We start from the raw sequence: 25,609 nt of genomic DNA, 5'->3' as shown, positions 1-25,609 counted from the left end.
ACCACTCCCCCGGACAGATCACGCGAGAACCTACAACACGGCGGGTGGGGCCTGAGAATAGGTGACGTGTCATTCATCCTGCTGCCGTAGTTTCTCGCGCAACTTGTCAGTTGTCTCATCTTCTTGTCAGTGAGCCGGCAGTCAGGCGCCCCAACGCGACATCACCGCAGGTCAGCGCGATCCGCCGCTGAAGACAGGCTGAGGATTCGGACAAGATAGTGAGAATCCGGCTGTGCTGCGCGGCCACGAACGTGCAGGTCAGCGGGTTGCCTGGGTGACAGATCGAGCGAGAACCTACAAATCCGGCACGTCATCGAGGTTGATAATGGCCGACATGGACAGGGGCACAGTGGGAACAGGCGGACTCACCATCACGATCGGCGGGGGGACGCGCAGCGACCTGCTGGGAGCGTTGAGCCGGGCCGGCGTCCAACTGAACGTCCACGCCGAGACCCTCTTGGCCGACCCTGCGTTCGACGCGCCGCTGGAGCAGACCCTGACCGTCGTGGAGCGCACCGTCGCGGAGCTCGACCTTCCCCAGGGCGCTGTCCAGTCCCGCGTCTTCGCAGCCGCCCTCGCTCAAGGGCTGCAGCTGTGCCCACTGATCACCGGCCCCTGGCTCCGACTGGCCCTGCTGGACCAGGCCACCGCACCCGACTCGGTGCTGTCGGCCGGCCGAGCGCCCAGCGGCGCGATCCACATCGCCTCGGCATCCGTGAACGAGGACGTGGAACATCCCAAGGGCTTCTACCTGCGCGTTGTCGACGGCGTGCCCTGGCTGCGTGGCTACCGCTGCGACGACACCTACATCTGGCCGGCCGAGCAACGTCTTGCCTTCGTGCTCGCTGCCGGACCCGACAGCCGGAGGTGCGCCGCGACGGGCACGGTGGCACGGTGACTGCATGCCTCCCGAACGGCCCGCGCAGGACAGCCGTCCGACCGAGCGGGCGACCGAGCGGCTCGCCCGATACCGGCAGATGCGCGACTTCTCGCGCACGCCGGAACCCAGCGGCGAGCACCTGGCCGTGCCGGAGGGCGACGAGCGGGTCTTCGTCGTGCAACGGCACCGGGCGACCGCCCGCCACTACGACTTCCGCCTCGAGGTGGAGGGCGTCCTCGCCAGCTGGGCGGTGCCCAAGGGGCCAAGCCTCGATCCAGACGTGCGTCGGTTGGCGATCCACGTCGAGGATCACCCGATGGAGTACCTGCACTTCGAGGGTGTCATCCCCTCCGGCGAGTACGGCGGTGGCGACGTCATCGTCTGGGACACCGGCACCTGGGAACCGGGCGGTGACGAGGATCCGGCCACGGCGCTCCGGGACGGCACTCTCCACGTGGTCCTGCACGGAGAGAAACTCCGCGGGCAGTTCATGCTCGTGCGCACCAAGAGCCAGCAGGGCGACAAGGAGCAGTGGCTGCTCTTCCACAAGCACGACGAGCACACCGAGACCGGTTGGGACGCCGAGGACCACCCGCGCTCGGTGCTCAGCGGGCGCACCAACGAGGAGGTGCTCGCGGACCCAGATGCACTGTGGCACTCCGACCGGCCCGCGCAGGACGCAGCGGAGTCCCTCCGTATGCCGACGCCCGACCCACCCGGCGAGGACGAGTTGGACGCCCTGGCCGGCCTGGGCACGTCGGGCACCTGGGAGGTCTTCGGCCGCAGCCTGCGGCTGACCAACCTGGACAAGGTGCTCTTCCCGGCCCGGGAGGGCGAGGCGCCGGTCACCAAGCGTGAGTTCATCTCGTATGCCGCACGCATCGCCCCCGTTCTCCTCCCCTATGTCGCGGGGCGGGCTGTGAACCTGCACCGGTATCCCGACGGCGCGCAGCGCAAGGGCTTCTGGCACAAGGAGGTCCCCGATCACGCACCGGACTGGTTGCCGCGGTGGGACAACCCGGATGCCGATCCCGCAGAGACACAGACCTACCTGGTCGCAGACGAGGCCGCGGCGCTGGTCTGGGCCGCCAACTTCGGTGCGCTGGAGTGGCACCCCTGGACCTCACCCACGGACGCCCCGGACTGCCCGTCCTATGCCCTGTTCGACATCGACCCCGGCACGGAGACCACCTGGGAGCAGACCCTCGAGCTCGCCCGGCTGCACCGCACCGCCTTCGAGGCCCTGCGGCTGCGGGCCTATCCGCAGGTGACCGGCCGGCGGGGGATCCAGGTCTGGGTCCCGATCCGGCGCGGGCCGCGCTTTGCGGACACGCGGGCGTGGGTCGAGAAGGTCTCCCGCAGTGTCGCCGCGATCGTGCCCGACCTGGTGAGCTGGCGCTGGGAGGTGCGTGAGCGCAAGGGGCGCGCGCGGCTCGACTACACACAGAACGCGGTGAACAAGACCCTGGTGGCGCCCTACAGCCCGCGCCCGTCGCCGGGCGCCCCGGTCTCGGTGCCGATCTCCTGGGACGAGCTGGACGACCCCGACCTGCGTCCGGACCGGTGGACCGTGCGCACCGTCCTGGACCGGCTGCGTGAGAGCGGTGACCCGTTCCGCGGAGTGCTGCACCACGATCAGCGCCTCCCCCGCGTGAGATAGCGGGGGCGGCCAGTCCCTCACGTCCGGGACGACCGGTGTTCATCCGGTTGCGGGAGGATCCACAGCACCCGGCCACTCGCAGGTCGCCGCAGGTTCACACCGGGCCAGCACACTCCGGGTCGTGAGCAAGACGAGGGTCGGGCGCTGGTCAGGGCGGCACCTGCTGCTCGCAGCGGTGCTCCTACTCCCCAACCTCGTGCTGCTGGTCGTCTTCACCTACCGCCCGCTGCTCGACAGCATCCGGCTGAGCTTCTTCCGTTGGAACCTGGGCAGCCCGACCTCGTCCTTCGTCGGGTGGGACAACTACGTCGAGTGGTTCACCAGCTCGGACAGTCGCACGGTGTTGGTGAACACCGTGATCTTCACCGGCGCCGCCGTGCTCGGCTCCATGGCCCTCGGGCTGGGGCTGGCCCTGCTGCTGGACCAGAAGATCCGTGGCCGCGGCGTCGTCCGCTCCCTGGTCTTTGCGCCCTTCGTGCTCTCCGGCGCCGCAGTCGGTGTCGCCTTCCAGTTCATCTTCACGCCCAACTTCGGACTCGTGCCCGACCTGCTCCGGTCGCTGGGCCTCTCCCCACCGAACTTTTACCAGTCCTCGGCCTGGGCCCTGTTCATGGTGACCGTCACCTACATCTGGAAGAACCTCGGCTACACCTTCGTGATCTATCTGGCGGCCCTCCAGGCCCGCCGAACAGACCTGGACGAGGCCGCTGAGATCGACGCCGCCTCACCCTGGACCAGGCTCCGCAAGGTCATCTGGCCCCAGCTGCGCCCGGCCACCTTCTTCCTGTTGATCACCGTGCTGCTCAACAGCTTCCAGGTCTTTGACGTGATCCACACGATGACCCGTGGCGGGCCCTACGGCAACGGCACGACCACGATGGTCTACCAGATCTACCAGGAGACCTTCGTCAACCTGCGGGCCGGCTACGGCGCCACCGTCGCGACGATCATGTTCTTCGCCCTGCTCGTCGTCACCCTGGTGCAGGTCTGGCTGATGGAGCGGGGGCGCCGCGAGTGAGTGCCACCACCGCCCCGCACGAGCACCGTGGCGTCCTGTCCCAGGTGAGTGGCTACCTCGCGATGCTCGTGGTCGTCCTGGTCATCGCGCTGCCGCTGTACTGGATCGTGGCCGCGTCCCTGAAGGAGCGGCCGGACATCTACACGGTGCCCGTCACCTGGTTCCCCGACCCGGTGACCCTGGAGAACTACGACGGCGTCCGCCACGGCGTTCCGTTCCTGGACTTCCTGCGCAACTCGGTGCTCATCACCACGGTGCTGACCGTCGTGCAGGTGGTCCTCGGCGTCCTGTCCGCCTTCGCGCTGTCCTTCCTGCGGTTCCCCGGCCGGACCGTGGTCCTGCTGTTCATCATCGCCGCGCTCATGGTCCCCAGTCAGATCACCTGGATCAGCAACTACGCCCTGGTGGCCCAGCTCGGGTGGCGCAACACCTTCGCGGGCATCATCATCCCACTGGCCGGCGTCGCCTTCGGCACCTTTCTGCTGCGCAACCACTTCGTCTCCCTGCCGACCGAGATCATCGAGGCCGCGGAGATGGACCACGCCGGGGCGCTTACCCTGCTGTGGCGGGTCGTGCTCCCGATGTCCTGGCCGACGGTCATCGCCTTCACCCTCATCACGATCGTCAACGAGTGGAACCAGTACCTCTGGCCGCTGCTGATGGCCGATGACTCCTCCACCGCTCCCCTGCCCGTCGGACTCACCCAGCTGCAGGACGCCGAGGGGTTCACCAACTGGGGCCCGGTCATGGCGGGCACCGTGCTCACCATGCTGCCGGTCCTGGTGGTCTTCCTGGTCCTGCAGCGCCACATGATCAAGGGCCTCACGGCAGGGGCGGTGAAGGGCTGAGCCGACCCACCAACGACCTGATCCATCCCCGGCCCCCACCCGGACGGTCCGGACCCGACCACTCCAGCACACGGCATACCCCGATTCCCACAGAGGAGACGTCATGACCACCAGCACCACCCGCTTCCTGAGCCTGATCGCGCTCGGTCTCAGTGCCACCCTGCTCGCCTCCTGCGCCGGCACCGGCGGCGGCGACAGCGCCGAGGGCGCCGACAGCAATGAGTCTGCGTCCGGCAGCGACGAGGCCGTCGAGTCCCTGACGTTCTGGTCCAACCACCCCGGTGGGTCCAAGGAGATCGAGGAGGCGGTCATTGCCGCCTACGAGGAGGAGACCGGCATCTCCATCAACCTGGTCACTGCGGGCGCGAACTACGAGGAGGTCGCCAACCGGTTCAACGCCGCCCAGGCCGGTGGAGACCTGCCGGACGTCGTCGTCGCCTCCGATGTCACCTGGTTCCCGATGATGCTGAATGAGTCGATCGCCCCGCTCGACGACCTGTGGGAGTCCCAGGGGATCGAGAGCGAGAAGTATGTCGACTCCCTCCGCGAGGACTACCTCTATGAGGACCAGCACTTCGCCATGCCCTACGCCCGGTCGACACCGATCTTCTACTACAACCGTGACATGTGGGCCGCCGCAGGACTGCCCGATCGCGGCCCGGAGACCTGGCAGGAGTTCGCCGAGTGGGCCCCCCAGCTCACCGAGGCCAACGACGGCCTGCCGGCCCTGGCCCTGCCCAGTGGCAGCGACTACCTGGACTGGTACTTCCAGGGCATGGCGTGGACCTTCGGCGGCGCCTACTCCGAGGAGTTCGAGATGACCTTCACCGACCCGGCCACGATCGAGGCAGGCGAGTTCCTGGCCGAGCAGGTCGAGGCGGGTCACTTCGCGATCGCCACCGACGCCAACAGCGACTTCGCCGCCGGCCAGGCCGCTGCCCTGCTGCAGTCGACGGGCTCGCTCAGCGGCCTGACCGAGACGGCGACCTTCGACCTGGCGACGGCCTTCTTCCCCGGCCCGTCGCCGCGCACCACCACCGGCGGCGCCGGCGTGGCGATCTCCCAGAACATCGACGACAACCGCAAGGCGGCCGCGATGGACTTCGTCGGCTACCTGACCAGCCCGGAGAACACCGTCACCTTCAGCCAGGGCACCGGCTACATGCCGGTCCGCAAGGACGCCGTGGAGTCCGAGGAGGTGCAGGCCTACCTGGACGAGAACCCGAACTTCCGCACTGCCGTCGAGCAGCTGGCCGAGATCGCCCCGCAGGACTACGCCCGCGTGTTCGTGCCCGGTGGTGGCGCCATGATCGGGGCCGCGCTGGACCGGATCACCACAGGCGGGGAGGACGTCAGCACCGTCTTCACCGAGCTGCAGACCGAGGCCGAGGAGGTCGTCGCCCGCGACGTCGAGCCCAAGCTCTGAGCCCCTGCCCACCCGCACCACCACGAGGACTCCCCATGGCGACCGTGACCTATGACCGAGCCACCCGGACCTTTCCGGGCAGCGAGCGCGCCGCAGTCAGCGCTCTGGAGCTGGAGGTCGCCGAGGGCGAGTTCCTCGTGGTGGTCGGGCCGTCCGGCTGCGGCAAGTCCACCTCGCTGCGCATGCTCGCGGGGCTGGAGCCGGTCACCGCGGGCCGCATCCTGATCGACGGTGAGGACGTCACGGACACGCGGGCCCGGGACCGGGACGTGGCGATGGTCTTCCAGAGCTACGCCCTCTATCCCACGATGACGGCCGGGGACAACATGGCCTTCGCCCTGCGCAACACCGGGGTGCCCCGCGCCGAGATCGCCGAGCGGGTGGCCGAGGCGGCGCGCATCCTGGAGCTGGAGGACCTGCTGGACCGCAAGCCGGCCCGGATGTCCGGTGGGCAGCGGCAGCGCGTCGCGATGGGCCGCGCGATCGTCCGCAAGCCCAAGGTCTTCTGCATGGACGAACCGCTGTCCAACCTGGATGCCAAGCTGCGGGTCTCCACGCGCGGCCAGATCGCCGACCTGCAGGAGCGGCTGGGCACCACGACGGTCTATGTCACCCACGACCAGACCGAGGCGATGACCCTGGGTGACCGGGTCTGCGTGCTGCGCGACGGCACCCTGCAGCAGGTCGGCAGTCCCACCGAGCTCTATGAGGACCCGGTCAACACCTTCGTCGCCGGCTTCATCGGGTCCCCGGCCATCAACCTCCTGGACGGGGTCGCGGTGGAGAACGGGGAGGTCCTCCTCGGCCCGGCCCTGCGGATCCGGCTGCGCACCCCGGACCTCGCCGGGCCGGTCACCGTGGGGCTGCGCCCCGAGGGTTTCGACCTCGTGGGCGCCGGCGACCCCGCCAGTCAGGACGAGCTCCAGGCCACCGTTCAGCGGCTGGAGCGCCTCGGGTCGGACACCTACGCCTTCGTCGACCCAGAGGTCAGCAGCGGCGTCACCCTCCGCGGTGGGCACCTGGTCGTGCGCCTCGACAAGCGGCAGGCGGTGCAGGTCGGGGAGCGGTTGCGGCTGCGGGTCCACCCCGAGGAGGAGCTGGTCTTCGGTTCGGACGGTCAGCGGGTCCACCACGTCGTCTGACCCTGGCCGGTCGGCGGGCGAGCCCGCCCACCCCGTCAATGTGCGGACTCGCCGGGCAGACCCAGGGTCCACGCAGGACCCTCACCTACCGTGGTGGAGACCACATACCCCACCCGACCGACCCACCGAGTCTCCGAGTGGTCCCCTGGAGGTCTGCGGCCATGCCCCGATGGTCTCTGCCGCGCGCTGCGCTGGCCCTCGTGCTCGCCCTGGCACTGCTGCCCGCGCTCGCCCTGCTGGGCACGCCCGGCACGGCCCACGCCGCCCCGGCGGCACACCCGATCAGCGGCTTCTTCGTGGCCGCGGCCAGCACCGACGCGGACAACGCCCGCACGCTCGATCAGGTCCAGCAGGTCGGCGGCGACACGGTCGTCACCTTCGGCACCACCCTCCGCACAGGATCCCTCGACAGCCGGGACCGCATCCGCACCGGCGGCCAGGTCGATCCCGCCTTCACCGCCTGCCGGCTCCAGGGCAAGCAGTGTGCGACGGTCGCCGCCGAGCGGCACGAGATCAACCGGGTCTTCACCTTTGCCAACCACAGCCGCTTCACCGGCGCCGCGCTGCAGTGTCCCCAGGACCGCACGTTCACCAGCAAGGGCCAGCGCTTCACCCTGCTGCTGATCCCCACCGAGGGTGAGGGGTGCACCTCGGCCGACGGCACCTACGACCTGATCGCCATCCACGGTGGTCCCGCCCAGGCTCCTGACCGCACCACGTCCCTGTTGCGCGCCGCGGACCGGGCCGGGGTGCAGGTCTACGTCGGTATGCCGTCAGTCCAGAAGCGCTCCGACGTCGCCTGGCTCCCGGACCTGAGTTATCAGCGCACCTTCGGTGCGTTCACCGACCGCTTCCTGAAGTACCACAGGTCGGTGGGTCAGACGGCGGCGCTGGCAGGCTTCTATCACCACACAGAGATGCCCGTGGCGGGCACGCCCTCGGTGTGGCGGCCCGTGCTGGACCTGTACGCCCTGCAGAACCGGGCCATCGCCCGCGTCTTCCCGGACACAACGGCCCTCGTCTCGCCCTACCTGGATAACCGCAGGTCCGCCAACCCCGGGCTGGACCGGGAGGAGTTGATGGCCCGGACGACGACCGGTGCGCGGGCGATCGCGGGAACCGCCCACGGTGTGCCCCTGGCGATCGCCGTCCAGGACGGCATGGGCACCGGCAAGGGCGGGGCCTTTCTCAGCAACGAGGCCGGCAGCGAGGTGGACCCGCGCACGGCGGCCTTCGTGGGCGAGAAGACCTGGGACGCTGCCTATCTGATGCCGGTCAGCGACTCCTTCAGTGCCGCCCGCAAGGGGTTGCAGGACACCGGGGCCACGTTGTGGTCGAACGTGGAGGGCATGGCTCCGCATGGCGAAAACGGCAACGCGTGCGGCTCCGGCCAGGAGCGCGGACAGTCCACCAAGGACCGGCTAGATCGACAGGTGCAGAGCCTCGGCCGCTACACCGCCAAGAACATCTCCTTCATGTGGACACCGTTCTATACCTGCCGCGTGGACGGCACGTCCCTGGCCCAGACGATCCGCCGTCTGGGGGCGACACCGGTGATCACCAATGCAGCGCTGCTCCCGGAGCGGGATGTCCTGTGGCTCGCGGGCTACAACCTGGCCGGGTCCACGGCGACCGTGAAGTATGTCGACACCGAGGGCCGGGTGCACCAGGCCACCGCGAAGGTCAGTGTTTTCTCCCCGGACTACGGGCGACGCGAGGGGCTGGACGCCGGGATGCAGAGTGCCGGCTATCCGGTCGAGTTCGTGGCACCGCAGGAGGGGAAGATCTTCATCGTCTCCGTGACAAACCCGGACGGTGCCACCAGCAGCAACAACTTCTCGCGAGAGCACTAACGGGGCTGGGTCACCAGCTAGTGCACTCGGACGTCAGCCTCCAGAGACCCGTCGGGGATGGTCCCGTCCGCCGCCATAACCGAACGGGCTGGCCGGGGGACGCCGGACCAGGTCCCGGCGAAATCCGTTGCGCGCCAGGAGCACCAGTGAACTGGCCACGATGAACGACCCCGCCGCCACGAACCAGGCACCCTGGAAGCTGACGGCCGAGATCAGCAGGCCAAAACTCACCGGACCGATGGCACCACCGGCGAAGGCTCCCGCCTGCACCACGGACGACGCCTGAGCCGGGGCGTCGCGCCCAACGCGCGCCGCGGCATACAGAAACAGACCCGGCCAGGACCAGCCGACTCCAAACGACAGGAACCCGAAGACCACCACGGCCCAGGTCACATCGAGAAAGCCGATCATCAGCAGACAGAGCGCACCGGCGGCCATCTGGGCCGCGACGATGCCCAGGTTGCCACCGAAGCGCCGGTCGGCGCGGTGCCCAGCGAAGACGCGGATCAGGATCGAGCTGCCCGAACCGGCTGCCATGAGCAGCCCGGCCTGCCCCACGCTGAGGCCGACCTGGTGGGCCCAGCTGGCCAGGTAGGCGCCGAGAAAGTTGGCGGCCGCGCTGGCGAAGGTGATCGCGCAACCGCACAGCAGGAGCGGGACCCGCGGGGCACGGTCCCCCAGGCTAGGAACGGCGCTGACCCGGATCCCCTTCGGCCCGTCGTCCCGGTGCCGGAGTGCCAGCGCGATCACCACGAACCCGCAGGCCCCGGTGACCAGGAAGGTGCTGCGCCACCCGAACAGGGCAGTCATGGTCGGCACCGCGAGCCCGCCGAACATGATGGCGGCGGGCACAGCGCTCTGCTTGATGCCGAAGCCGAGCCCGCGGCGGTGTGGCGGCAGCGCGGTGGCGACGGTCTGGTTCGAGGTGCCCTGACACGCCGCGTTGGCCAGCCCGAGCACCGCCATCGCGGCGATGAGGATCCCCCAGTGGTGCACGCCGAGAGCCAGACCGAAACCACCGATGCTCACCAGTCCTCCGGCGATCACCTGCGCCCGACGACGACTCCACCGATCAAGCAGGCCGCTGCCGAAGATCGTGGCGAGGGCCGCGACGCCGAAGAAGGTGCTCACCACCACGCCCAGCACGCTTGGGCCGAACCCCAGGTCCCGTTGCATCAGCACCGCCTGCGCGCCGACCAGGAAGGGCGGGAGGGCGCCCAGGGTGGTCAGCGCGCTGGCCCCCAGCATCACGGACGCGGTCGCAGAGCGGCCGTGGTTGCGAACCACTGATCAACTCCTTACCAAAACATTATCTACAGGCCATTGACGAAATGTACTGCCCTTTGCCAGTCTATGGCGGTCAGATCGATCCGTGACGCCCCATCACGCCACCCACAGTCAATGGAGACAGTATGTCGCGCACGTCGCGCCGGACGGAGGAGCCGGGCTATCGCCGGCTCGCCGGTCACCTCCGCGACGCGATCAGCGAGCAGCGCTGGGCCGAGGGTGAGCCACTCCCGACGGACAGCCAGCTCGGCGAGGAGTTCGGCGTCAGCCGGCAGACGGTTCGCCGTGCCTACCTGGACCTGGTCAACGAGGGCCTGGTCTATCGCGTCCCGGGCAGCGGCACCTTCATCACCCCCTCGCACCTGCGCTACAAACGCTCCTTCGAGACGGTCGATGACCTGATCGGACTGTCCGACGACACCGAGCTCGAGGTGGTCCACCCGTTGGAGGGTGGCTTCGAGCCGGAAGCGGCTCACCACCTGGGTCTGTCCTCCCGGCTGATGTATGTCATGCGGTTCGTGCGGCGGCACCGCGGCACGGTGTTCTGCCACACCTCGGTCTACCTCCCCCCGTCGGTCGGACAGCTCCTGGAGGGCGAGCCCACCTTCGGCGAAGGTGGCGCGACCACCACGACCACGGTCATCGGCGCCCTCACGGCTCGCGGCGTGCAGCTCAACGGCGCCGAGCAGCTGATGACCGCCCGTGCCGCCACCGACGTCGACCACGAGCGCCTCGGCTGCGCGATCGGCCACCCGCTGCTGCACGTCGAGCGACTCTATGTCGATGCCAGCGGGGCAGCGGTCGAGTGGGCCGTCTCCGACTTCCTGCCCGAGCACTACACCCACCGGCTCCACCTCGGACGCCGGCGCAACACCCCTTCGCCAACGATGGCGGAGCGGGCCTCCACGAAAGGAACATCCTCATGACTAGGCGCTCCCTACGCACTCTCACCGGTGTCATCGCGATCAGTGCGCTGGCCCTGACGGCCTGCGGCGGCGCCCGCGACGGCGGCGGCGAGGAGGGCGGCGACGGTGAGACCTTCACCCTGAAGTTCTCCCACGTCACGACCGACTCCACCCCCAAGGGCAAGGCCGCCATCTGGTTCGAGGAGGAGCTGGAGAAGCGGACCGACGGCCGCATCGACGTCGAGGTCTACTCGAACTCCTCGCTCTATGGCGACAAGGACGAGATGCAGGCCGTCCAGCAGAACTCGGTCCAGATGCTGGCGCCGGCCTCTGCGAAGTTCACCACGGTGGCTCCGGCCCTGCAGGTGCTCGACCTGCCGTTCCTGTTCGACGGCCCCGAGGACATCCCCAGCGTCTCGGCGCCGGACACCGAGGTCGGCAAGGCGATCTTCGCCAACGAGGACCTCGCCGCCAAGAACATGAAGGTCCTCGGCCTGTGGGACTCCGGAATGAAGCAGATCCACTCCAACAACCTCACCCAGAAGCCGGCGGACATGGAGGGCAAGAAGTACCGCATCCAGCCCTCCGACGTGCTCAAGAGCCAGATCGAGGCCTGGGGCGGGTCCGCCGAGGCGATCGCCTTCGCCGAGGTCTACTCGGCGCTGCAGCAGGGCGTCATCGACGGCGGTGAGAACACCTACTCCAACATCGAGTCGCAGAAGATGCACACGGTGCAGAGCGACATCGCCGAGTCCAACCACGGCTACATCGGCTACATCCTGGTCGTCAACACCGAGTTCTTCGACAGCCTGCCCGAGGACCTGCAGGAGATCCTCGTGCAGACCGCTGAGGACGCCTCGACCTACAACCGCGACAACGCCGTTGCCGTGAACGACGAGTCCAAGGCGGCCATCGAGGCCGACGGCAGCACCGAGATCACCGTGTGGACCGAGGAGGAGCGCCAGGCGTTCAAGGAGGTCGTGGTGCCCTCGATCTACGAGCAGTACCGCGACGTGATCGGCGACGAGATCATCGACGAGCTCCTGGCCGACCAGGAGTGACCACTGCCCACCGTGCCGGGGCGGTCGCACCGCCCCGGCACCACACCACAGAAGGGTGTGAGCTGTGAAACAGCTAGACCGTGCGCTCACGAACATCGAGAACGTCGTCGCCGCCGGAGCCCTGGGCCTGGCTGCGCTGATCTCGATCGTGAACGTCATCCTGCGGCAGTTCGACGCCTCCTGGTTCTGGACCGAGGAAGCCGTCATCTACCTCATCATCTACTCCACGTTCATCGGCGCGGTGATCACGCTGCGGCACAACGAGCACGTGAGCGTGGACATCCTCGGCGTCTTCTTCAAGGAGCGGGGCAAGAAGTGGCTGGCCCTGGTGGCGGGCGTCGTGACGATCATCTACCTGCTGATCATGGGCTACCTGGGCTGGATGCTCCTGTTCGAGCCGTTCTCGAGCACGACGGTCACCCCGGTGCTCAAGCTACCCCTGTGGGTCGTCGAGCTCGCCGTGCCCCTGGGCATGACACTCATGCTGCTCCGGGCGCTGGAGATGCTGTGGCGCACCTGGCGAGACGGTGTGCCAACAAGCGAGGACCTGCTGGCCGCCGAGGCGGAGGCCACGGGCCTGACCCTGGAGGAGATCCGGGCCTCCAACGCCGAGATCTCCGGCGCGGGCGACACCTACGGTGCCTCGCCCCCTGATCCGGGCCGCGACGACAGCGGCCCCGACGAGACGAAGGGGGACGGCCGATGAGCACCGAGGTCATCACTCTGCTCGTGATCCTGTTTGCGTTGCTGTTCACGTCGACACCGATCGCGATGGCGCTGGGCCTGACGTCCTTCGTCTACCTCTACTACTTCACCACCATCCCGCTCACGCAGGTCGTGGAGCGCCTGTTCAACGCGCTCAACAGCTTCCCGCTGATGGCGATCCCGTTCTTCATCCTGGCCGCCAACATCATGACCAGGGGCGGCATCAGTCGACGACTGACCGAGTTCGGCAACGCGCTCGTCGGGCAGTACCGCGGCGGCATGGCCATGACCGCCGTCATGGCGTGCATGTTCTTCGCGGCGGTCTCGGGCTCCAGCCCGGCCACCGTGATCGCGGTCGGCACGCTGATCATCCCGGCGATGATCCGGCACGGCTACTCCAAGCAGTTCTCGACCGGTCTGGTCGCTACCTCCGGCTCGCTGGGCATCCTGATCCCGCCCTCGATCCCCCTGATCGTCTATGGCATCGCCACCGAGCAGAGCATCGGTGACCTGTTCATGGCGGGCATCATCCCGGGTGCGGTGGCCGGCGTGATGCTGCTCGGCATGGCCGTGTGGGTCTCCCGGCGCCGCAACTTCGGTGAGCACAGCGGTGAACCGCTGCCGAAGGGCACCCGCCGTCGCGCCTTCCGGGACGCCATCCTGGCGCTCCTGCTGCCGGTGATCGTGCTGGGCGGCATCTACGGCGGCATCTTCACCCCGACCGAGGCGGCGGCCGCCGCGGTCGCCTACAGCCTGATCGTGGCACTGGTGGTCTATCGGGAGCTGAAGATCGCGGACCTGGGCAAGGTGCTGCTGACCTCGGCCAAGACTTCAGCGATGATCATGTTCATCATCGCCAACGGGATCCTGTTCACCTTCGTCCTCGCGGCGGAGCGGATCCCCGACCAGGTCACGACGGGCATCGCCAGCATGGACCTGCAGCCGTGGCAGTTCCTGCTCATGGTCAACATCCTGCTGCTGATCGTCGGCTGCTTCATGGAGACCAGCAGCGCCATCCTGATCCTGGCGCCGATCCTGCTGCCGATCGCCATGGAGATGGGTGTGGACCCGATCCACCTGGGCATCATCATCGTGATGAACCTGGAGATCGGCATGATCACACCGCCCCTGGGCCTGAACCTGTTCGTGGCCTCGGGCCTGTCCGGCATGAGTGTGCTGCAGGTGGCCAAGGCGGCGCTCCCCAGCGCCAGCGTGCTGATCACGGCACTGATCCTGGTCACCTACCTGCCGATCCTGTCGTTGGCGCTCATCAGATGACCCAGGGGTATGCCGTGGTGCCGGCCTCCCCGACCCGGCACCACGGCATACCCCACCCCAACCCACCCACCCCACCACCCGACCGAGCGCACGAGCGCAGCGAGAAAACCACCCACCGAGCGCACGGGCGTGCCGAGAAAACCACCCACCGAGCGCGTGGGCACGCGAGAATTCGGCCCACCGAGCGCACGGTGTGGCGCGCCCAGCCGAGTTTCCGCAACGTGGCGCACGTCTCGTTGACAAAATGTACGGCCCTTCCGCAATAATGGCCTGACATCTTCTGGAGGACTACTCATGAACCCACTCGACGGGATCACCGTCGTCTCGCTCGAGCAGGCCGTCGCCGCGCCGTTCGCGACCCGCCAGCTCGCCGACCTGGGCGCGCGCGTCATCAAGGTCGAGCGACCCGGACCCGGAGACTTTGCCCGCGGATACGACGAGACCGTCAAGGGCATGTCGAGTCACTTCGTGTGGCTCAACCGCTCCAAGGAGTCGGTCGCGCTGGACCTGAAGAGCCCCCAGGGGCAGGAGGCGATCACCGCCCTGGCACGTGAGGCCGACGTCTTCGTCCAGAACCTGGCCCCCGGTGCCGCCGAGCGACTGGGTCTGGGCGCCGAGGCCCTGCGCGCGGCCAACCCGCGCCTGGTGCACGTCTCGATCTCGGGCTACGGACCCGGCGGGCCCTACACCACCAAGAAGGCCTACGACCTGCTCGTGCAGTGCGAGGCCGGCCTGGTCTCGATCACCGGCACCGAGGACGAGCCGTCCAAGGTCGGCATCTCCGTGGCAGACATCGCCGCCGGGATGTACGCCTACACCGGCGTCCTCACCGCCCTGTTCCAGCGCGAGCGCTCCGGCGAGGGAGCCACCCTGGAGGTGTCGATGCTCGAGGCGCTGGCGGAGTGGATGGGCTTCCCGCTCAACTACTCGCTGTATGGCGGCAGCGACCCCCGGCGCAGCGGCGCCAAGCATGCTGCCATCGCGCCCTACGGCCCGTTCCACTGCGGCGACGGGCAGCAGGTCTTCCTCGGCATCCAGAACGAGCGCGAGTGGGCCACCTTCTGCGATCGGGTGCTCGGCAACCTCGCCCTGGCCACCGATCCCCGTTTTGAGCGCAACAGCCTCCGGGTGGAGAACAGCGCCGAGCTGACCGACGAGATCGAGCAGGCCTTCGCGAGCCTGACCGCCGAGCAGGCAGCGGCCCGCCTCGAGGAGGTCGGCATCGCCAACGCGCTGCTGCGCGACCTGGCCGGCCTGGCCGCCCACCCCCAACTGGAGGCCCGGGACCGGTGGGTCGACTACGAGTCGCCAGTGGGCCGGCTCCGCGCCCTGATCCCCCCGGCCACGCTCCAGGGCTCCACCCCGGTGATGGGCCCGATCCCCGAGGTCGGCGAGCACACCGACCAGATCCTGGCCGAACTCGGCCTCGCACCCGCCACAGGAGGCACCCCGTGAGCACCGTTGACACCATCGGCACCGAAGAGGGGCCGACGGCCACCGCCGGGGCGTCCGACACCCGGACCGTCGCCGGCGCGCTCGCCCACTGGGCGGCCACCACCGAGCCGTCCCCGGGCGACCTCGCGCTGGCCGACCGCAGCCTGCTCGACACCGTCGCGGTCGCCCTGGCCGCCGCCACGCACGAGATCCGCCCGGTCGCCGACGCCCTGGAGACCCAGGCCGCACGCTGGGCGGCGCTGGCGCACGTCATCGACTTCGACGACCTGCACCTGCCTTCCACGACCCACATCTCCACCGTGTGCGTGCCCGTCGCCCTGGCCACCGCCGGGCACGACGGCGCCCGGGCGGCGCAGGCCTACCTGGCCGGTGCGGGCGTGATGGCCCGGCTCGGCACCGCCCTGGGCTGGGAGCACTACACCCAGGGATGGCATGCCACGACGACCGCCGGCGCGGTCTCGGCAGCGGTGGTCGCCGGCGTCGCGCACGGGCTGACCGAGGAGCAGCTGACCACTGCGATCGCGCTCGCCGTCCCAGCCTCGGGCGGCGTCCAGCGCGCCTTCGGCACCGACGGCAAGAGCCTGCAGGTCGGGATGGCCGCCCAGGCCGGCATCCAGGCCGCCCAGCTCGCGGCGGCCGGCGCCAGCGCGGACCCCCGTGCCGTCGAGTCGTGGATGGGGCTGCTCGGCGGCAACCCCGATCACCCGCTGGTGTCCGACCCCGGCTCGGACCCGGCGATGATCCCCGACGGGCTGGCCATCAAGGTCTACCCCGCCTGCTATGCACTGCAGCGCCCGATCGGCGCGCTGCGCGAAACAGCCGGCGGTCCCGTCGCCGCTGAGGACGTCACCGCGATCCGGCTGACCACGCCACGTGGCACGGTCACCCCGCTGGTCCACAGCCGTCCGCAGACGGGGCTGGAGGGCAAGTTCAGCCTGGAGTATGCCGCGGCCACCGCCCTGCTCGACCCCCACTCCGGCTTCCAGGCTTTCGGCGACAACGCTGTTCAGCGCGCCGAGGCCCAGCGCCTGGTCGGGCTCACCGAGATCACGCTGACCGACGAGACCGGCGACGGCCTCCTCGTCGGCGCGGTGGACGTCGAGGTGGACCTCACCGACGGCCGCACCGTCACCGGGTCGCTCGACCTACCGCCCGGCTCCCCTGGCAAACCGCCCACGGAGCAGGAGATGACCGCCAAGGTGGAGGACTGCCTGCAGCTCGGCGGCATCACGGGGGTCTCCCCGTCCGACATCACCTGGGCGACCGGCGCCCGGCTGCTGTCCACGCACCTGGCGCCCGGCGCCTGACCCTCACGCCGCAGGCACGACAGTGTGCCAAACCTCCCCAAGAAGGTGGAGGACGCGGTCCGAACTTCCCCAAAAATGGTCTGACAGGAGAACCGATGAGCACCGAGATGTTGTCCGAGGAAGAGGTCGAGATCGTCCGCCTGGTGCGGGAGTTCGTCACCGAGCAGGTGAAGCCGGTCGCCAGCGAGCTGGAGCACGCCAACACCTACCCCGCCGAGCTCATCGACGCGATGAAGGAGATGGGCATCTTCGGGCTGGCCATCCCCGAGCCGTGGGGCGAGGCGCAGGTGAGCCTGCCGGCCTACTGCCTGGTGACCGAGGAGCTCGCGCGCGGCTGGATGAGCCTGGCCGGCGCGATGGGTGGGCACACCGTGGTCGCCAAGCTGATCCTGGCCTACGGCACCCAGGAGCAGAAGGACGCCTACCTGCCCCGGATGGCGACCGGCGAGCTGCGCGCCACGATGGCCCTCACCGAGCCCGGCGGCGGCTCGGACCTGCAGGCGATGCGCACCACCGCCAGGGTCGACGGTGACGACTACGTGGTCAACGGCTCCAAGACTTGGATCACCAACGCCCGCAAGGCCGAGCTGATCGCACTGATGGTCAAGACCGACCCCGAGGCCGAGCCGCGCCACAAGGGGGTCTCGATCCTGCTGGTGGAGAAGGAGGGCGAGGACGGCCGGGAGGGCTTCCACCTGTCCCGCGACCTGCCCAAGCTGGGCTACAAGGGCGTGGAGAGCTGCGAGATCGCATTCGACGGTATGCGGGTGCCTCGCTCGGCCCTGCTCGGCACCGAGGAGGGGCTCGGGTTCGCCCAGATGATGAAGGGGCTGGAGGTCGGCCGCCTGCAGGTCGCCTCGCGCGCGCTCGGCGTCGGCCGGGCCGCCCTGGAGGACTCCCTGCAGTACGCCCAGGAGCGGGAGTCCTTCGGTGTCCCGATCTGGAAGCACCAGTCGATCGGCAACTACCTGGCGCAGATGGCCACCAAGCTGGTCGCCGCGCGGCAGCTCACGCTCCACGCCGCCCGGGCCTTCGACGCCGGTCAACGCGCCGACATGGAGGCCGGCATGGCCAAGCTGTTCGCCTCCGAGGTCGGCATGGAGATCGCCCTGGACGCCATCCGGATCCACGGGGGCTACGGCTACTCCACCGAGTTCGACGTGGAGCGCTACTTCCGCGATGCACCGCTGATGATCGTGGGCGAGGGGACCAACGAGATCCAGAAGAACGTCATCGCGCGGCAGCTGGTCAAGCGCGGGAACGTGGACCCGGTATGACGCCCGCTCACCTCCCCGAGACCAGCGCCACTGGCGCTGTGGTCCAGCAGGCACGCTCATTCCTGTTCGTCCCCGGCGACCGGCCGGAGCGCTTCGACAAGGCGGTGGCCAGCGGGGCTGACGTCGTCATCATCGACCTGGAGGACGCGGTGGCACCGGAGGCGAAGGCGCAGGCGCGGGACGCCGTCGTCCAGTGGCTGACTGAAGGCGGACGAGCGGCCGTGCGGGTCAACGCGGCCGACAGTCCGGAGCACCAGGCCGATGTCCATGCGCTGGCCGGAACCTTCACTATCGCACCGGATTCCGAACTGTTGGCCGTTGTGCTGCCCAAGGCCGACGACCCGGACCTGGCCAGCAGTGTCGCCAACCTGACCGGAGTGCCGGTGATCGCCCTGGTGGAGTCGGCGCTGGGCGTCGTCCGCGCGCACGAAATCGCCTCCGCCGCAGGTGTTTCCCGGCTGGCGTTCGGCCACCTGGACTATGCGGTCGACCTGGGCAGCGGCAACGGGCGGGAGGCGGTGCTCCTGGCCCGCTCCACCCTCGTGCTCGCCTCTCGCGCAGCAGGACTGCCCGGACCGATCGATGGCGTGACGACCGCCCTCGACGACGCCGAGGCCCTGACCGACGACCTGGCCTATGCCCGCGACCTCGGGCTCACCGGCAAGCTGCTGATCCACCCCAAGCAGGTGGAGCCCACCCACGCGGCCGGCCGCCCCTCGGAGGAGGAGGTGGCCTGGGCGCAGCGGGTGATCGAGGCCGCTGCCGCCGGGGGCGCCGTGCGCGTGGACGGCGACATGGTGGACGCGCCGGTCGTGGCGCGCGCCGAAGGAATCATCGGCCGGGCGGGCTCCGCCGCCGGGTCCGCCCGACCAGTTGAGGACACCTGATGACCGAGACCACCACCCGCACCGAGGTGATCGCTGCCGAACCGGTGGAGTCCCTGGCCGCGATGCTCGAGGTGCGGGTCCCGTTCACGGCCGGCGCACCCGTGCCGCCGCTGTGGCACTGGATGTACCTCCTGGATCGCCGACTCCAGTCCGACCTGGGGCCCGACGGGCACCCGACCAGCGGGCTCCCCGCCCCACCCGGCCCCGGGCGTCGCCGGATGTTCGCGGGCGGGCGAGTCACGACATACAGTCCGCTGGTCATCGGCGAGCCCGCGACCAAGGTGACCTCGATCGCCAAGACGGTCGAGAAGGAGGGCCGCACCGGCCCCCTGACCTTCGTCACCGTGCTGCTGGAGATCAGCCAGGGCGGTGAGCTGGTGATCCGTGAGGAGCAGGACATCGTCTACCGCGCCCCCGGCACCGGCGCCCTGCCCCCCGCTCCTGAGCCACCCACCCCGCCGGCCGGACCGACGCTGAGCCTGGCTGTCGATGAGCGGATGCTATTCCGGTTCTCGGCGCTGACCTACAACACCCACCGGATCCACTACGACCTGGGTTATGTGCCGACCGAGGGCTACGACGGGCTCGTCATCCACGGTCCCCTGCAGGCGCTGCTAATGGGCGACCACATGCGGCGCGAAGGGATCGACCTGGTGGGGCAGACCTACGGCTATCGCCTGATCTCGCCAATGGTCGGGCCGCAGACGCTGAGCATCGTGCCCGGCCAGGACGGCCTGGAGCAGGGCGCCGAGTCCCGCAGCGCGGCCGGTGCCATCTGTGCGGTCAGCACCCTGAGCTAACGACGGCACCAGAGCGGCGGGCCGGTCGGGGTCACGATCGGATCACATTGTCCACCGAGCCCCAGCGGGACAATGCTCCGTGCGGTAGTAAGGGCCGTGCACGATCCATCGAGGGACGGGACGGGGAGCATGGCGGCACGGCGTAGGGGGCGCGGCCTGCTGGTCGCGGTGGTGTGCCTGGTGGCACTCGCACTCGCAGTGGGGGGCGGTTGGTGGGCGGCACGGGCCACGCTGGAGCCACAGACCGAGAGCGCGGAGGCCGCGGCTCCGGACGTCGTCTGGGCGGAGGCGACCTCCTCCAGCGTGGGCCGCTCGCTGCCGCTGTCGACGACGTTGCGCCAGCCCGCCCGCACGGTCGCCTCGAACGCGGTGGGAGGCGTCGTGCTCAGCACGTCCCCGGGCGAGGTCACCCAGGGCGACACGATCTATGTGGTCGCCGGGACCCCGGTGCGGGTGGTCCAGGGCGAGGTGCCGTTCTACCGTGATCTGGCCCGCAGGACCAAGGGTGAGGACGTCGCCCAGCTGCAGCAGGCCCTCATCGACCTCGACTACCTGGAGGCGCAGGAGCCGGACGGCGACTTCGGGTGGCGCACCGAGCAAGCGGTGAAGGACTGGCAGGACGACCTCGGGCTGGACGACACCGGGACAATCCCCCTGGGTCGGCTGGTGGCCGTCGACCGGCTGCCCACCGTCGTCCAGCTCGGCGAGTCGATCGTCCGCGGCGCCACGCTCGGCGGTGGTGAGGAGGCGGTGCTGGCCCCCACCGGCGAGCAACACTTCGTGCTGGTCGTCACCCAGGACCAGGCCCGGATGATCCCGGCCGAGGCGACCGTGGAGGTCACCTGGCAGGACCAGGTCTGGGAGGCCGTGATCAGCAGCTCCGAGCAGGATGAGTTCGGCAACACCGAGTTCACCCTCGCCGCACCGGACGGCGGCCCGGTCTGTGCTGACGCCTGCGGCACCCTCCCCGGCGATGCGCAAGTGACCCTGCGCTCCGAGATCGTCATCGTGCCGGAGATCTCCGGCACCGCCGTGCCCGCCGCCGCGGTGCACACCCGAGCCGACGGGTCGGCATACGTCATCACCGAGGCGGGCGAGACCGAGGTGACCGTCCGTGGCTCCGGCGGCGGAGTCGCGATCGTCGACGGCATCGAGGTCGGCACCCGCGTCCAGGCGCTGGCCGGAGCAGCCGGCTCGCCCGCCCCTGCGCCCGCACCCGCCCCGGGTGACGAGGCCACCACCACGGAGGGCTGACGTGCTCTCGGTGCGTGACCTGTCCTTCGCCTACACCCGCGGCGGGGAGGAGCTGTTCAACGGGCTCAGCCACGCATTCACCCCCGGCAGGGTCACTGCGGTCACCGGGCCGTCCGGTCGGGGGAAGTCAACGCTGCTCTACGTCCTGGGGCTGATGCTGACCCCCTCCCGCGGTGCCGTGGTCCTGGACGAGGAGGACGTCAGCCGGGTCTCCGACACCACCCGCTCCCGGGTGCGCGCGGCGCAGATCGGCTTCGTCTTCCAGGACGCGGCCCTGGACCCCTCCCGGGTCATCCTGGACTCGGTGATCGAGCCTGCCCTGTATGCCGGATGGTCGGCTGGTCGTGCCCGCTCGCGGGGGCGGGAGCTGCTGGAGCAGATGGGCGTGGCCGCGCGTGCGGACCACAAGCCAGGGGAGATCTCCGGCGGCCAGGCCCAGCGGGTCGCGGTGTGCCGCGCGCTGGTCACCGACCCCGCCGTCATCCTGGCCGACGAGCCCACCGGCAACCTGGACCGCGGCAACGCCGAGGGCGTGCTGGCCGCGCTGACCCGGGCCACCAGCCACGGCCGCGACGGCTCGGAGGGCGACGGCCGGACGGTCGTGATCGCCACGCACGACCCCTTCGTGCTGGAGCACGCCGACGAGGTGCTGGCCCTATGAGGTGGACGTCGTGGGGTGGGCCCCGCGGGGTGGACGCTATGAGGTGGAGGTCGTGAGGTTCACCTCGTTGCTGCGCGAGGCGCTGTCCACCGCGTGGGCCAATAAGGTGCCCACCGCCCTGGTGGCGATGCTGGTCGCGATCATGTGCGCCACCACCCTGGCCACGGTCGGGCGCACCGCGGCCGCGGAGCAGCAGGTCGCTGACCGTCTCGACGCCGCCGGGTCCCGCCTGCTGGTGGTCACCGACACCCGCGGCGGCGACCTGCTCACCCCCGCCGTGGTGCAGCAGACCCACGAGCTGTCGGTGACCGAGCGTGCGGTGGGGGTGCAGATCCCGGTCGACGTCGTCAACAAGGTCATCGGCAGCGGTGGCACCCGCGTCCCGGCGTGGATCGTGCACGGTGACCTGTCCGAGGTGCTGCGGCTGACCGCCGGGCGCTGGCCCGGCCCCGGTGAGGCCCTGGTGGCCGCCCAGGCACAGACTGCCCTCGGCATGGACGACCCGGTCGGGGCGGTGGAACTGGCCTCCAGCACCGCGGTCGGGGACTACTCGGTGGTCGGGGCCTTCGAGCCGCGGGAACCCTTCGGGCAGTATGCCGCGGGCCTGGTCATCGCCGCCGAGACCGCCGCCGTCTCTGACTCGTTGTATGTCGTGGTGACCGATTCCTCGGTCGCCTCCGCGGCCCAGTCCGCGGTCCTCGGCCTGGTCGCGCCGCCGGACTTCGACTCCGTCTCGGTCGAGTCACCGGTCGCCCTGGCCGAGCTGCAGGCCGAGGTCGCCGCCGACCTCGGGACCTTCGGGCGCACCCTGCTCCTGGGCGTCCTGGGCGCCGGTGCCCTGCTCGTGGCGATCGTGGTGCTCTCCGACGTGCTCGTGCGACGCAAGGACCTCGGCCGACGCCGTGCCCTCGGGGCGACCCGGGGCACGATCGTGGCGATGGTCATCTTCCGGACGCTGTTCCCGGCCCTGCTGGGTGCGGCGCTCGGTGTCGGGATGGGCCTGTGGCTCGCCTCCCGCTTCGAGGCGTCGCCGCCGTGGGAGTTCACCACCGGCACCGCGGTCCTGGCGTTGCTGGCCGCCGTCGCCAGTGCGGTCCTGCCCGCCCTGTATGCCGCCACCCGGGACCCGGTGCGCGTGCTCCGCACCCCGTAGCCCGCTCTGTAGCCCGGGCTCCGTAGCCCGAGCTCGCGGCGCCCCGCGTAGAATCGGGGGTATGAGCCAGCCGCAGGAGGTCCCCATCCGGGATGAGTCCATCCGCCTGGGCCAGCTGCTCAAACTGGCCGGCGTGGTGCAGGACGGCGTGATGGCCCGGATGGTCATCGAGAACGGTGAGGTCACCGTCGACGGTGAGACCGTGATGCGGCGGGGCGTCCAGGTGCGCCCGGGGTCGGTCGTGAAGTATGCCGACGCTGACCTCCTGGTGACCACCGAACCTGCGTGATCGTGCTGGCGGGGCGTGCGCCCTGCGTCGCGATCAGAGCAGCCCGCGCTCCCGCGCGACCGTGACCGCCCCGGTCCGGTTGTCGACACCGAGCTTCTCGTAGGCGTGCACCAGGTGGGTCTTCACCGTGGCCTCGCTGACGAACAACGCCTTGGCAATGGCCCGGTTGCTCGAGCCCTCGGCCACCAGCCGGAGCACCTCGCGCTCGCGCGGGGTCAGCGTCGGCTCGCTGGGGGCCCGCATCCGACTGACGAGCCGCTGCGCGAGCCCGCTGGCCAGCACCGTCTCGCCACGGGCCGCCGCGGCGACGGCATCGGCGATCGCCTCGGGTGAGGCGTCCTTGAGCAGATAACCCGAGGCACCGGCCTCCACTGCGCGCACGATGTCGGCGTCGTGGTCATAGGTGGTCAGGATCAACACCGCCGGAGGCCTTGCCGCGCCCGCCGTCGTCGGACCGGCGCCCAGGATGCGGGTGGTCGTCGTGACGCCGTCCATCCCGCCGCCGAGGTTAAGGTCCATCAGCACCACATCGGGCTCCGCGCCCGGCACCAGGGCCAGCGCCTGCTCGCCCGAGGCGGCCTCGCCGACGACCTCCACCCGATCGGTGGCCTCCAGCACCGCCCGCAGACCTGAGCGGACCACCGGGTGGTCATCCACCAACAGCACCCGCACCCTCATCGGTGCCTCCCCGGCTCGAGCGAGGCGCCGGCCACGCCCAGCGGCAGGTGGGCGCCGAGCACTGTGCCGTCACCAGGGGTGGACTCCACCACCAGGTCACCGCCCAAGTCGCGCAACCGCTCGCGCATCGAGCGGAGCCCGTAACCACCGCGTGCGGCCGGCTGCGGCACGGCGCTCTCCCAGGCCGCCGCGTCGAACCCGGCTCCGTCGTCGGCCACGTCGAGGCGGACCTGGTCGGGTGCCGTGGTCAGGGTGAGCATCACCCGGGTGGCCCCGGAGTGCTGGCGGACGTTGGCCAGTGCGCTCTGGGCCACGCGCAGCAGGGCGACCTCCTGCGTGGTGGCCAGCGACGCCTCCGGTCCGTCGGCGGTGAAGTCGGCCACGATCCCGGTCTCCTCCGCCATGCTCGCGACCAGTCGGGACAGCGCCGCGGACAGCCCGGCCCCCTCCAGGGCCGCGGGGGTGAGGGCGTTGACCACCCGGCGGGACTCCTCCAGGTTCTCTGCAGCCGTCTCCTCGATCTGCTGCAGGAGGGTGTGCACCTGGGCCGGGTCCTGGCGCTGCGCACCGGCCCGGGCCAGCAGCAGGATCGAGGAGAACCCCTGCGCGAGGGTGTCGTGGATGTCCCGGGACAGGCGGGTGCGCTCGGCCAGTGCGCCGCTCTCGCGCTGGGTCCGGGTGAGCTCGTCGTGCAGCACCACCATCTCCTCCTGCGTCGCGACCAACCGGTCCACGAGCTGCTGCCGCTCGACGGCCTCCCGGGCCAGGAGCTGCTCGCCCCGCGAGGCCGCGAGCGCCACCAGGCACCCGATGGCCGGCCCGAGGACCGCTCCGGCCGGGTGGGTGCCGAGGTCGATCTGGACGCCGATCACGACGGCGAGGACCAGCACGGAGTAGAGGACCGCCAACGGGAACGCCATCAGGTGCACCGACAGCAGCCACAGGGCGAAGGCGACCCAGACGAAGTCCGGGGACACCACCACCAGCCCGCCCCACAGCAGCGTGAGACCCAGCAACCACCAGGGCCCGGCCCCCGCCGTGACGAACGTCGAGCGCCAGGCGGTGCCCACGGCATACCAGATCGTCGTGACCAGGACCAGGGGAACCAGCCACCGCAGGTCGGCGCCCGAGCCGACCGCGCGCACCGTGCCGATCACCAGCAGCAGCGCGAACAGCGTGTGCCGCCCCACCGCCAGCCACCCCGCCACCCCATTTTTGGGGAGGTTCGGACCGCCCTCTGCCCATTTTGAGGGAGGTTCGGACCGCCCTTCCGGCCCCTCAAGGGCGGCTCCCACCTCGGTCATGTCAGTCGTGCCCACCCGCGCCGGCCCGGCGCCGCCGCTCCAGCTCAGGGTCCAGGAAGCGTCCGAGGACCAGCGTCTCCTGATCGGTGTAGCCCAGCGCCTGATAGAACGCGACGACCGAGGTGTTGCCCTGGCGCACCATGAGCTGGACCTTCGGCGCACCGTGGTCGTTGAGCCACCGCTCGCACGCCGTCATGAGCCCCCGTCCGACCCCCGACCGGCGGTGCTCGGGACTGACCGCCAGGTAGTAGACCCAGCCGCGGTGCCCGTCGTGCCCGACCATCGCGGTGCCGACCAGCTGGCCCGCCTCCGCGGCAGCGAGCACCGTGGAGGTCTCCCCCGACAGGGCCCGGAACAGGTCTGCGCGCGGGTCGTTCCACGGGCGGGTCAGCCCGCACTCCTCCCACAGGGCGACCGCACGGTCCGCCTCGTCCGCCAGCAGCTCACGAAGATCCACGACACGAGTGTGCACCACCAGACC

24 protein-coding genes are annotated in these 25,609 nt (G+C 70.1%); 20 read left to right on the top strand and 4 right to left on the bottom strand.

The window, feature by feature from the left end:
* Positions 1–334: 334 nt before the first annotated feature.
* The 7 genes from DPQ65_RS04895 to DPQ65_RS04865 all read left to right on the top strand — a co-directional run bounded on the left by DPQ65_RS04895 (position 335) and on the right by DPQ65_RS04865 (position 8,827).
* Complete coding sequence (locus tag DPQ65_RS04895; protein ID WP_202863013.1) at positions 335–898, top strand: hypothetical protein; 564 nt, start codon at positions 335–337, stop codon at positions 896–898.
* Positions 899–902: 4 nt separating this feature from the next.
* The gene (gene ligD / locus DPQ65_RS04890) at positions 903–2,540 is read left to right on the top strand and encodes a non-homologous end-joining DNA ligase LigD (protein ID WP_114906265.1); all 1,638 of its coding nucleotides are present in this window, start codon (positions 903–905) and stop codon (positions 2,538–2,540) included.
* Between the two features lie 121 nt (positions 2,541–2,661).
* Positions 2,662–3,558: a carbohydrate ABC transporter permease gene (locus DPQ65_RS04885; RefSeq protein ID WP_114906264.1), complete on the top strand. Its 897-nt coding sequence runs from the start codon at positions 2,662–2,664 to the stop codon at positions 3,556–3,558.
* A complete protein-coding gene (locus tag DPQ65_RS04880; RefSeq protein ID WP_238146688.1) occupies positions 3,555–4,406 on the top strand; it encodes a carbohydrate ABC transporter permease in 852 nt (283 codons plus the stop codon). The genes DPQ65_RS04885 and DPQ65_RS04880 overlap by 4 nt, the downstream gene beginning before the upstream one ends.
* Positions 4,407–4,509: 103 nt before the next feature.
* A complete protein-coding gene (locus DPQ65_RS04875; protein WP_114906263.1) occupies positions 4,510–5,832 on the top strand; it encodes an ABC transporter substrate-binding protein in 1,323 nt (440 codons plus the stop codon).
* Positions 5,833–5,867: 35 nt separating this feature from the next.
* Positions 5,868–6,974, top strand: coding sequence for an ABC transporter ATP-binding protein (locus DPQ65_RS04870; protein ID WP_114906262.1), 1,107 nt, complete (start codon positions 5,868–5,870; stop codon positions 6,972–6,974).
* A gap of 161 nt (positions 6,975–7,135) precedes the next feature.
* Positions 7,136–8,827 carry a hypothetical protein gene (locus tag DPQ65_RS04865; protein WP_114906261.1) on the top strand — a complete coding sequence of 564 codons (1,692 nt, stop codon included), beginning with the start codon at positions 7,136–7,138 and terminating at the stop codon, positions 8,825–8,827.
* A 33-nt stretch (positions 8,828–8,860) separates the two neighbouring features.
* Here DPQ65_RS04865 and DPQ65_RS04860 read toward each other — a convergent pair whose 3' ends face one another.
* A complete protein-coding gene (locus DPQ65_RS04860) occupies positions 8,861–10,114 on the bottom strand; it encodes an MFS transporter (protein ID WP_114906260.1) in 1,254 nt (417 codons plus the stop codon).
* Between the two features lie 125 nt (positions 10,115–10,239).
* On the opposite strand from DPQ65_RS04860, the gene DPQ65_RS04855 reads away from it, so the two are divergent.
* The 13 genes from DPQ65_RS04855 (at position 10,240) to DPQ65_RS04795 (ending at position 23,146) form a co-directional block, all read left to right on the top strand.
* Positions 10,240–11,040, top strand: coding sequence for a GntR family transcriptional regulator (locus DPQ65_RS04855; protein ID WP_114906259.1), 801 nt, complete (start codon positions 10,240–10,242; stop codon positions 11,038–11,040).
* Positions 11,037–12,080, top strand: coding sequence for a DctP family TRAP transporter solute-binding subunit (locus DPQ65_RS04850; RefSeq protein ID WP_114906258.1), 1,044 nt, complete (start codon positions 11,037–11,039; stop codon positions 12,078–12,080). The genes DPQ65_RS04855 and DPQ65_RS04850 overlap by 4 nt, the downstream gene beginning before the upstream one ends.
* Positions 12,081–12,144: 64 nt before the next feature.
* Positions 12,145–12,786, top strand: coding sequence for a TRAP transporter small permease (locus tag DPQ65_RS04845; RefSeq protein WP_114906257.1), 642 nt, complete (start codon positions 12,145–12,147; stop codon positions 12,784–12,786).
* On the top strand, positions 12,783–14,063 hold the full coding sequence (locus DPQ65_RS04840) for a TRAP transporter large permease (RefSeq protein WP_114906256.1): 1,281 nt from the start codon (positions 12,783–12,785) through the stop codon (positions 14,061–14,063). Before DPQ65_RS04845 ends, DPQ65_RS04840 begins: the two co-directional genes overlap by 4 nt.
* A 294-nt stretch (positions 14,064–14,357) precedes the next feature.
* A complete protein-coding gene (locus DPQ65_RS04835) occupies positions 14,358–15,518 on the top strand; it encodes a CaiB/BaiF CoA transferase family protein (RefSeq protein WP_114906255.1) in 1,161 nt (386 codons plus the stop codon).
* Positions 15,515–16,825 carry an MmgE/PrpD family protein gene (locus DPQ65_RS04830; protein ID WP_202863012.1) on the top strand — a complete coding sequence of 437 codons (1,311 nt, stop codon included), beginning with the start codon at positions 15,515–15,517 and terminating at the stop codon, positions 16,823–16,825. The genes DPQ65_RS04835 and DPQ65_RS04830 overlap by 4 nt, the downstream gene beginning before the upstream one ends.
* A 95-nt stretch (positions 16,826–16,920) precedes the next feature.
* Entirely contained in the window at positions 16,921–18,102 is a 1,182-nt protein-coding gene (locus DPQ65_RS04825; protein WP_238146687.1) for an acyl-CoA dehydrogenase family protein, read from the top strand.
* Positions 18,099–18,989 (top strand): HpcH/HpaI aldolase/citrate lyase family protein, encoded by an 891-nt coding sequence (locus DPQ65_RS04820; protein WP_114906254.1) that lies wholly within the window; start codon positions 18,099–18,101, stop codon positions 18,987–18,989. The genes DPQ65_RS04825 and DPQ65_RS04820 overlap by 4 nt, the downstream gene beginning before the upstream one ends.
* Positions 18,989–19,789, top strand: coding sequence for an HTD2 family dehydratase (locus DPQ65_RS04815; RefSeq protein ID WP_114906253.1), 801 nt, complete (start codon positions 18,989–18,991; stop codon positions 19,787–19,789). The genes DPQ65_RS04820 and DPQ65_RS04815 overlap by 1 nt, the downstream gene beginning before the upstream one ends.
* Before the next feature lie 180 nt (positions 19,790–19,969).
* Positions 19,970–21,043 (top strand): peptidoglycan-binding domain-containing protein, encoded by a 1,074-nt coding sequence (locus tag DPQ65_RS04810; RefSeq protein WP_162802013.1) that lies wholly within the window; start codon positions 19,970–19,972, stop codon positions 21,041–21,043.
* Between the two features lies 1 nt (position 21,044).
* A complete protein-coding gene (locus DPQ65_RS04805; RefSeq protein ID WP_114906251.1) occupies positions 21,045–21,704 on the top strand; it encodes an ABC transporter ATP-binding protein in 660 nt (219 codons plus the stop codon).
* A gap of 52 nt (positions 21,705–21,756) precedes the next feature.
* Positions 21,757–22,857, top strand: a complete 1,101-nt coding sequence (locus DPQ65_RS04800; RefSeq protein ID WP_162802012.1) for an ABC transporter permease — start codon at positions 21,757–21,759, stop codon at positions 22,855–22,857.
* Between the two features lie 61 nt (positions 22,858–22,918).
* Positions 22,919–23,146, top strand: coding sequence for an RNA-binding S4 domain-containing protein (locus DPQ65_RS04795; RefSeq protein ID WP_114906249.1), 228 nt, complete (start codon positions 22,919–22,921; stop codon positions 23,144–23,146).
* A 33-nt stretch (positions 23,147–23,179) separates the two neighbouring features.
* Here DPQ65_RS04795 and DPQ65_RS04790 read toward each other — a convergent pair whose 3' ends face one another.
* The 3 genes from DPQ65_RS04790 to DPQ65_RS04780 are packed head-to-tail and all read right to left on the bottom strand — an operon-like array spanning position 23,180 to position 25,585.
* The gene (locus tag DPQ65_RS04790) at positions 23,180–23,824 is read right to left on the bottom strand and encodes a response regulator (RefSeq protein ID WP_114906248.1); all 645 of its coding nucleotides are present in this window, start codon (positions 23,822–23,824) and stop codon (positions 23,180–23,182) included.
* Positions 23,821–25,128, bottom strand: coding sequence for a sensor histidine kinase (locus DPQ65_RS04785; RefSeq protein WP_114906247.1), 1,308 nt, complete (start codon positions 25,126–25,128; stop codon positions 23,821–23,823). Before DPQ65_RS04785 ends, DPQ65_RS04790 begins: the two co-directional genes overlap by 4 nt.
* 1 nt (position 25,129) lies before the next feature.
* The gene (locus tag DPQ65_RS04780) at positions 25,130–25,585 is read right to left on the bottom strand and encodes a GNAT family acetyltransferase (protein WP_114906280.1); all 456 of its coding nucleotides are present in this window, start codon (positions 25,583–25,585) and stop codon (positions 25,130–25,132) included.
* Positions 25,586–25,609 lie beyond the last annotated feature (24 nt).

Origin of the sequence: Ornithinimicrobium murale (assembly GCF_003352835.1) — a bacterium.
In the GTDB taxonomy this organism is placed as follows: Bacteria; Actinomycetota; Actinomycetes; order Actinomycetales; family Dermatophilaceae; genus Ornithinicoccus; species Ornithinicoccus muralis.
The sequence above is the reverse complement of the archived record's forward strand: the minus strand, read 5'-3'. Positions and strand labels throughout refer to the sequence as shown.

What these genes read in the sequence shown, in the direction of transcription:
- DPQ65_RS04895 (WP_202863013.1), top strand. Translation starts at nt 335, where the DNA reads ATGGACAGGGGCACAGTGGGAACAGGCGGACTCACCATCACGATCGGC.
- ligD (WP_114906265.1), top strand. Translation starts at nt 903, where the DNA reads ATGCCTCCCGAACGGCCCGCGCAGGACAGCCGTCCGACCGAGCGGGCG.
- DPQ65_RS04875 (WP_114906263.1), top strand. Translation starts at nt 4,510, where the DNA reads ATGACCACCAGCACCACCCGCTTCCTGAGCCTGATCGCGCTCGGTCTC.
- DPQ65_RS04870 (WP_114906262.1), top strand. Translation starts at nt 5,868, where the DNA reads ATGGCGACCGTGACCTATGACCGAGCCACCCGGACCTTTCCGGGCAGC.
- DPQ65_RS04865 (WP_114906261.1), top strand. Translation starts at nt 7,136, where the DNA reads ATGCCCCGATGGTCTCTGCCGCGCGCTGCGCTGGCCCTCGTGCTCGCC.
- DPQ65_RS04855 (WP_114906259.1), top strand. Translation starts at nt 10,240, where the DNA reads ATGTCGCGCACGTCGCGCCGGACGGAGGAGCCGGGCTATCGCCGGCTC.
- DPQ65_RS04850 (WP_114906258.1), top strand. Translation starts at nt 11,037, where the DNA reads ATGACTAGGCGCTCCCTACGCACTCTCACCGGTGTCATCGCGATCAGT.
- DPQ65_RS04840 (WP_114906256.1), top strand. Translation starts at nt 12,783, where the DNA reads ATGAGCACCGAGGTCATCACTCTGCTCGTGATCCTGTTTGCGTTGCTG.
- DPQ65_RS04835 (WP_114906255.1), top strand. Translation starts at nt 14,358, where the DNA reads ATGAACCCACTCGACGGGATCACCGTCGTCTCGCTCGAGCAGGCCGTC.
- DPQ65_RS04825 (WP_238146687.1), top strand. Translation starts at nt 16,921, where the DNA reads ATGAGCACCGAGATGTTGTCCGAGGAAGAGGTCGAGATCGTCCGCCTG.
- DPQ65_RS04820 (WP_114906254.1), top strand. Translation starts at nt 18,099, where the DNA reads ATGACGCCCGCTCACCTCCCCGAGACCAGCGCCACTGGCGCTGTGGTC.
- DPQ65_RS04815 (WP_114906253.1), top strand. Translation starts at nt 18,989, where the DNA reads ATGACCGAGACCACCACCCGCACCGAGGTGATCGCTGCCGAACCGGTG.
- DPQ65_RS04795 (WP_114906249.1), top strand. Translation starts at nt 22,919, where the DNA reads ATGAGCCAGCCGCAGGAGGTCCCCATCCGGGATGAGTCCATCCGCCTG.
- DPQ65_RS04790 (WP_114906248.1), bottom strand. Translation starts at nt 23,824, where the DNA reads ATGAGGGTGCGGGTGCTGTTGGTGGATGACCACCCGGTGGTCCGCTCA.
- DPQ65_RS04785 (WP_114906247.1), bottom strand. Translation starts at nt 25,128, where the DNA reads ATGACCGAGGTGGGAGCCGCCCTTGAGGGGCCGGAAGGGCGGTCCGAA.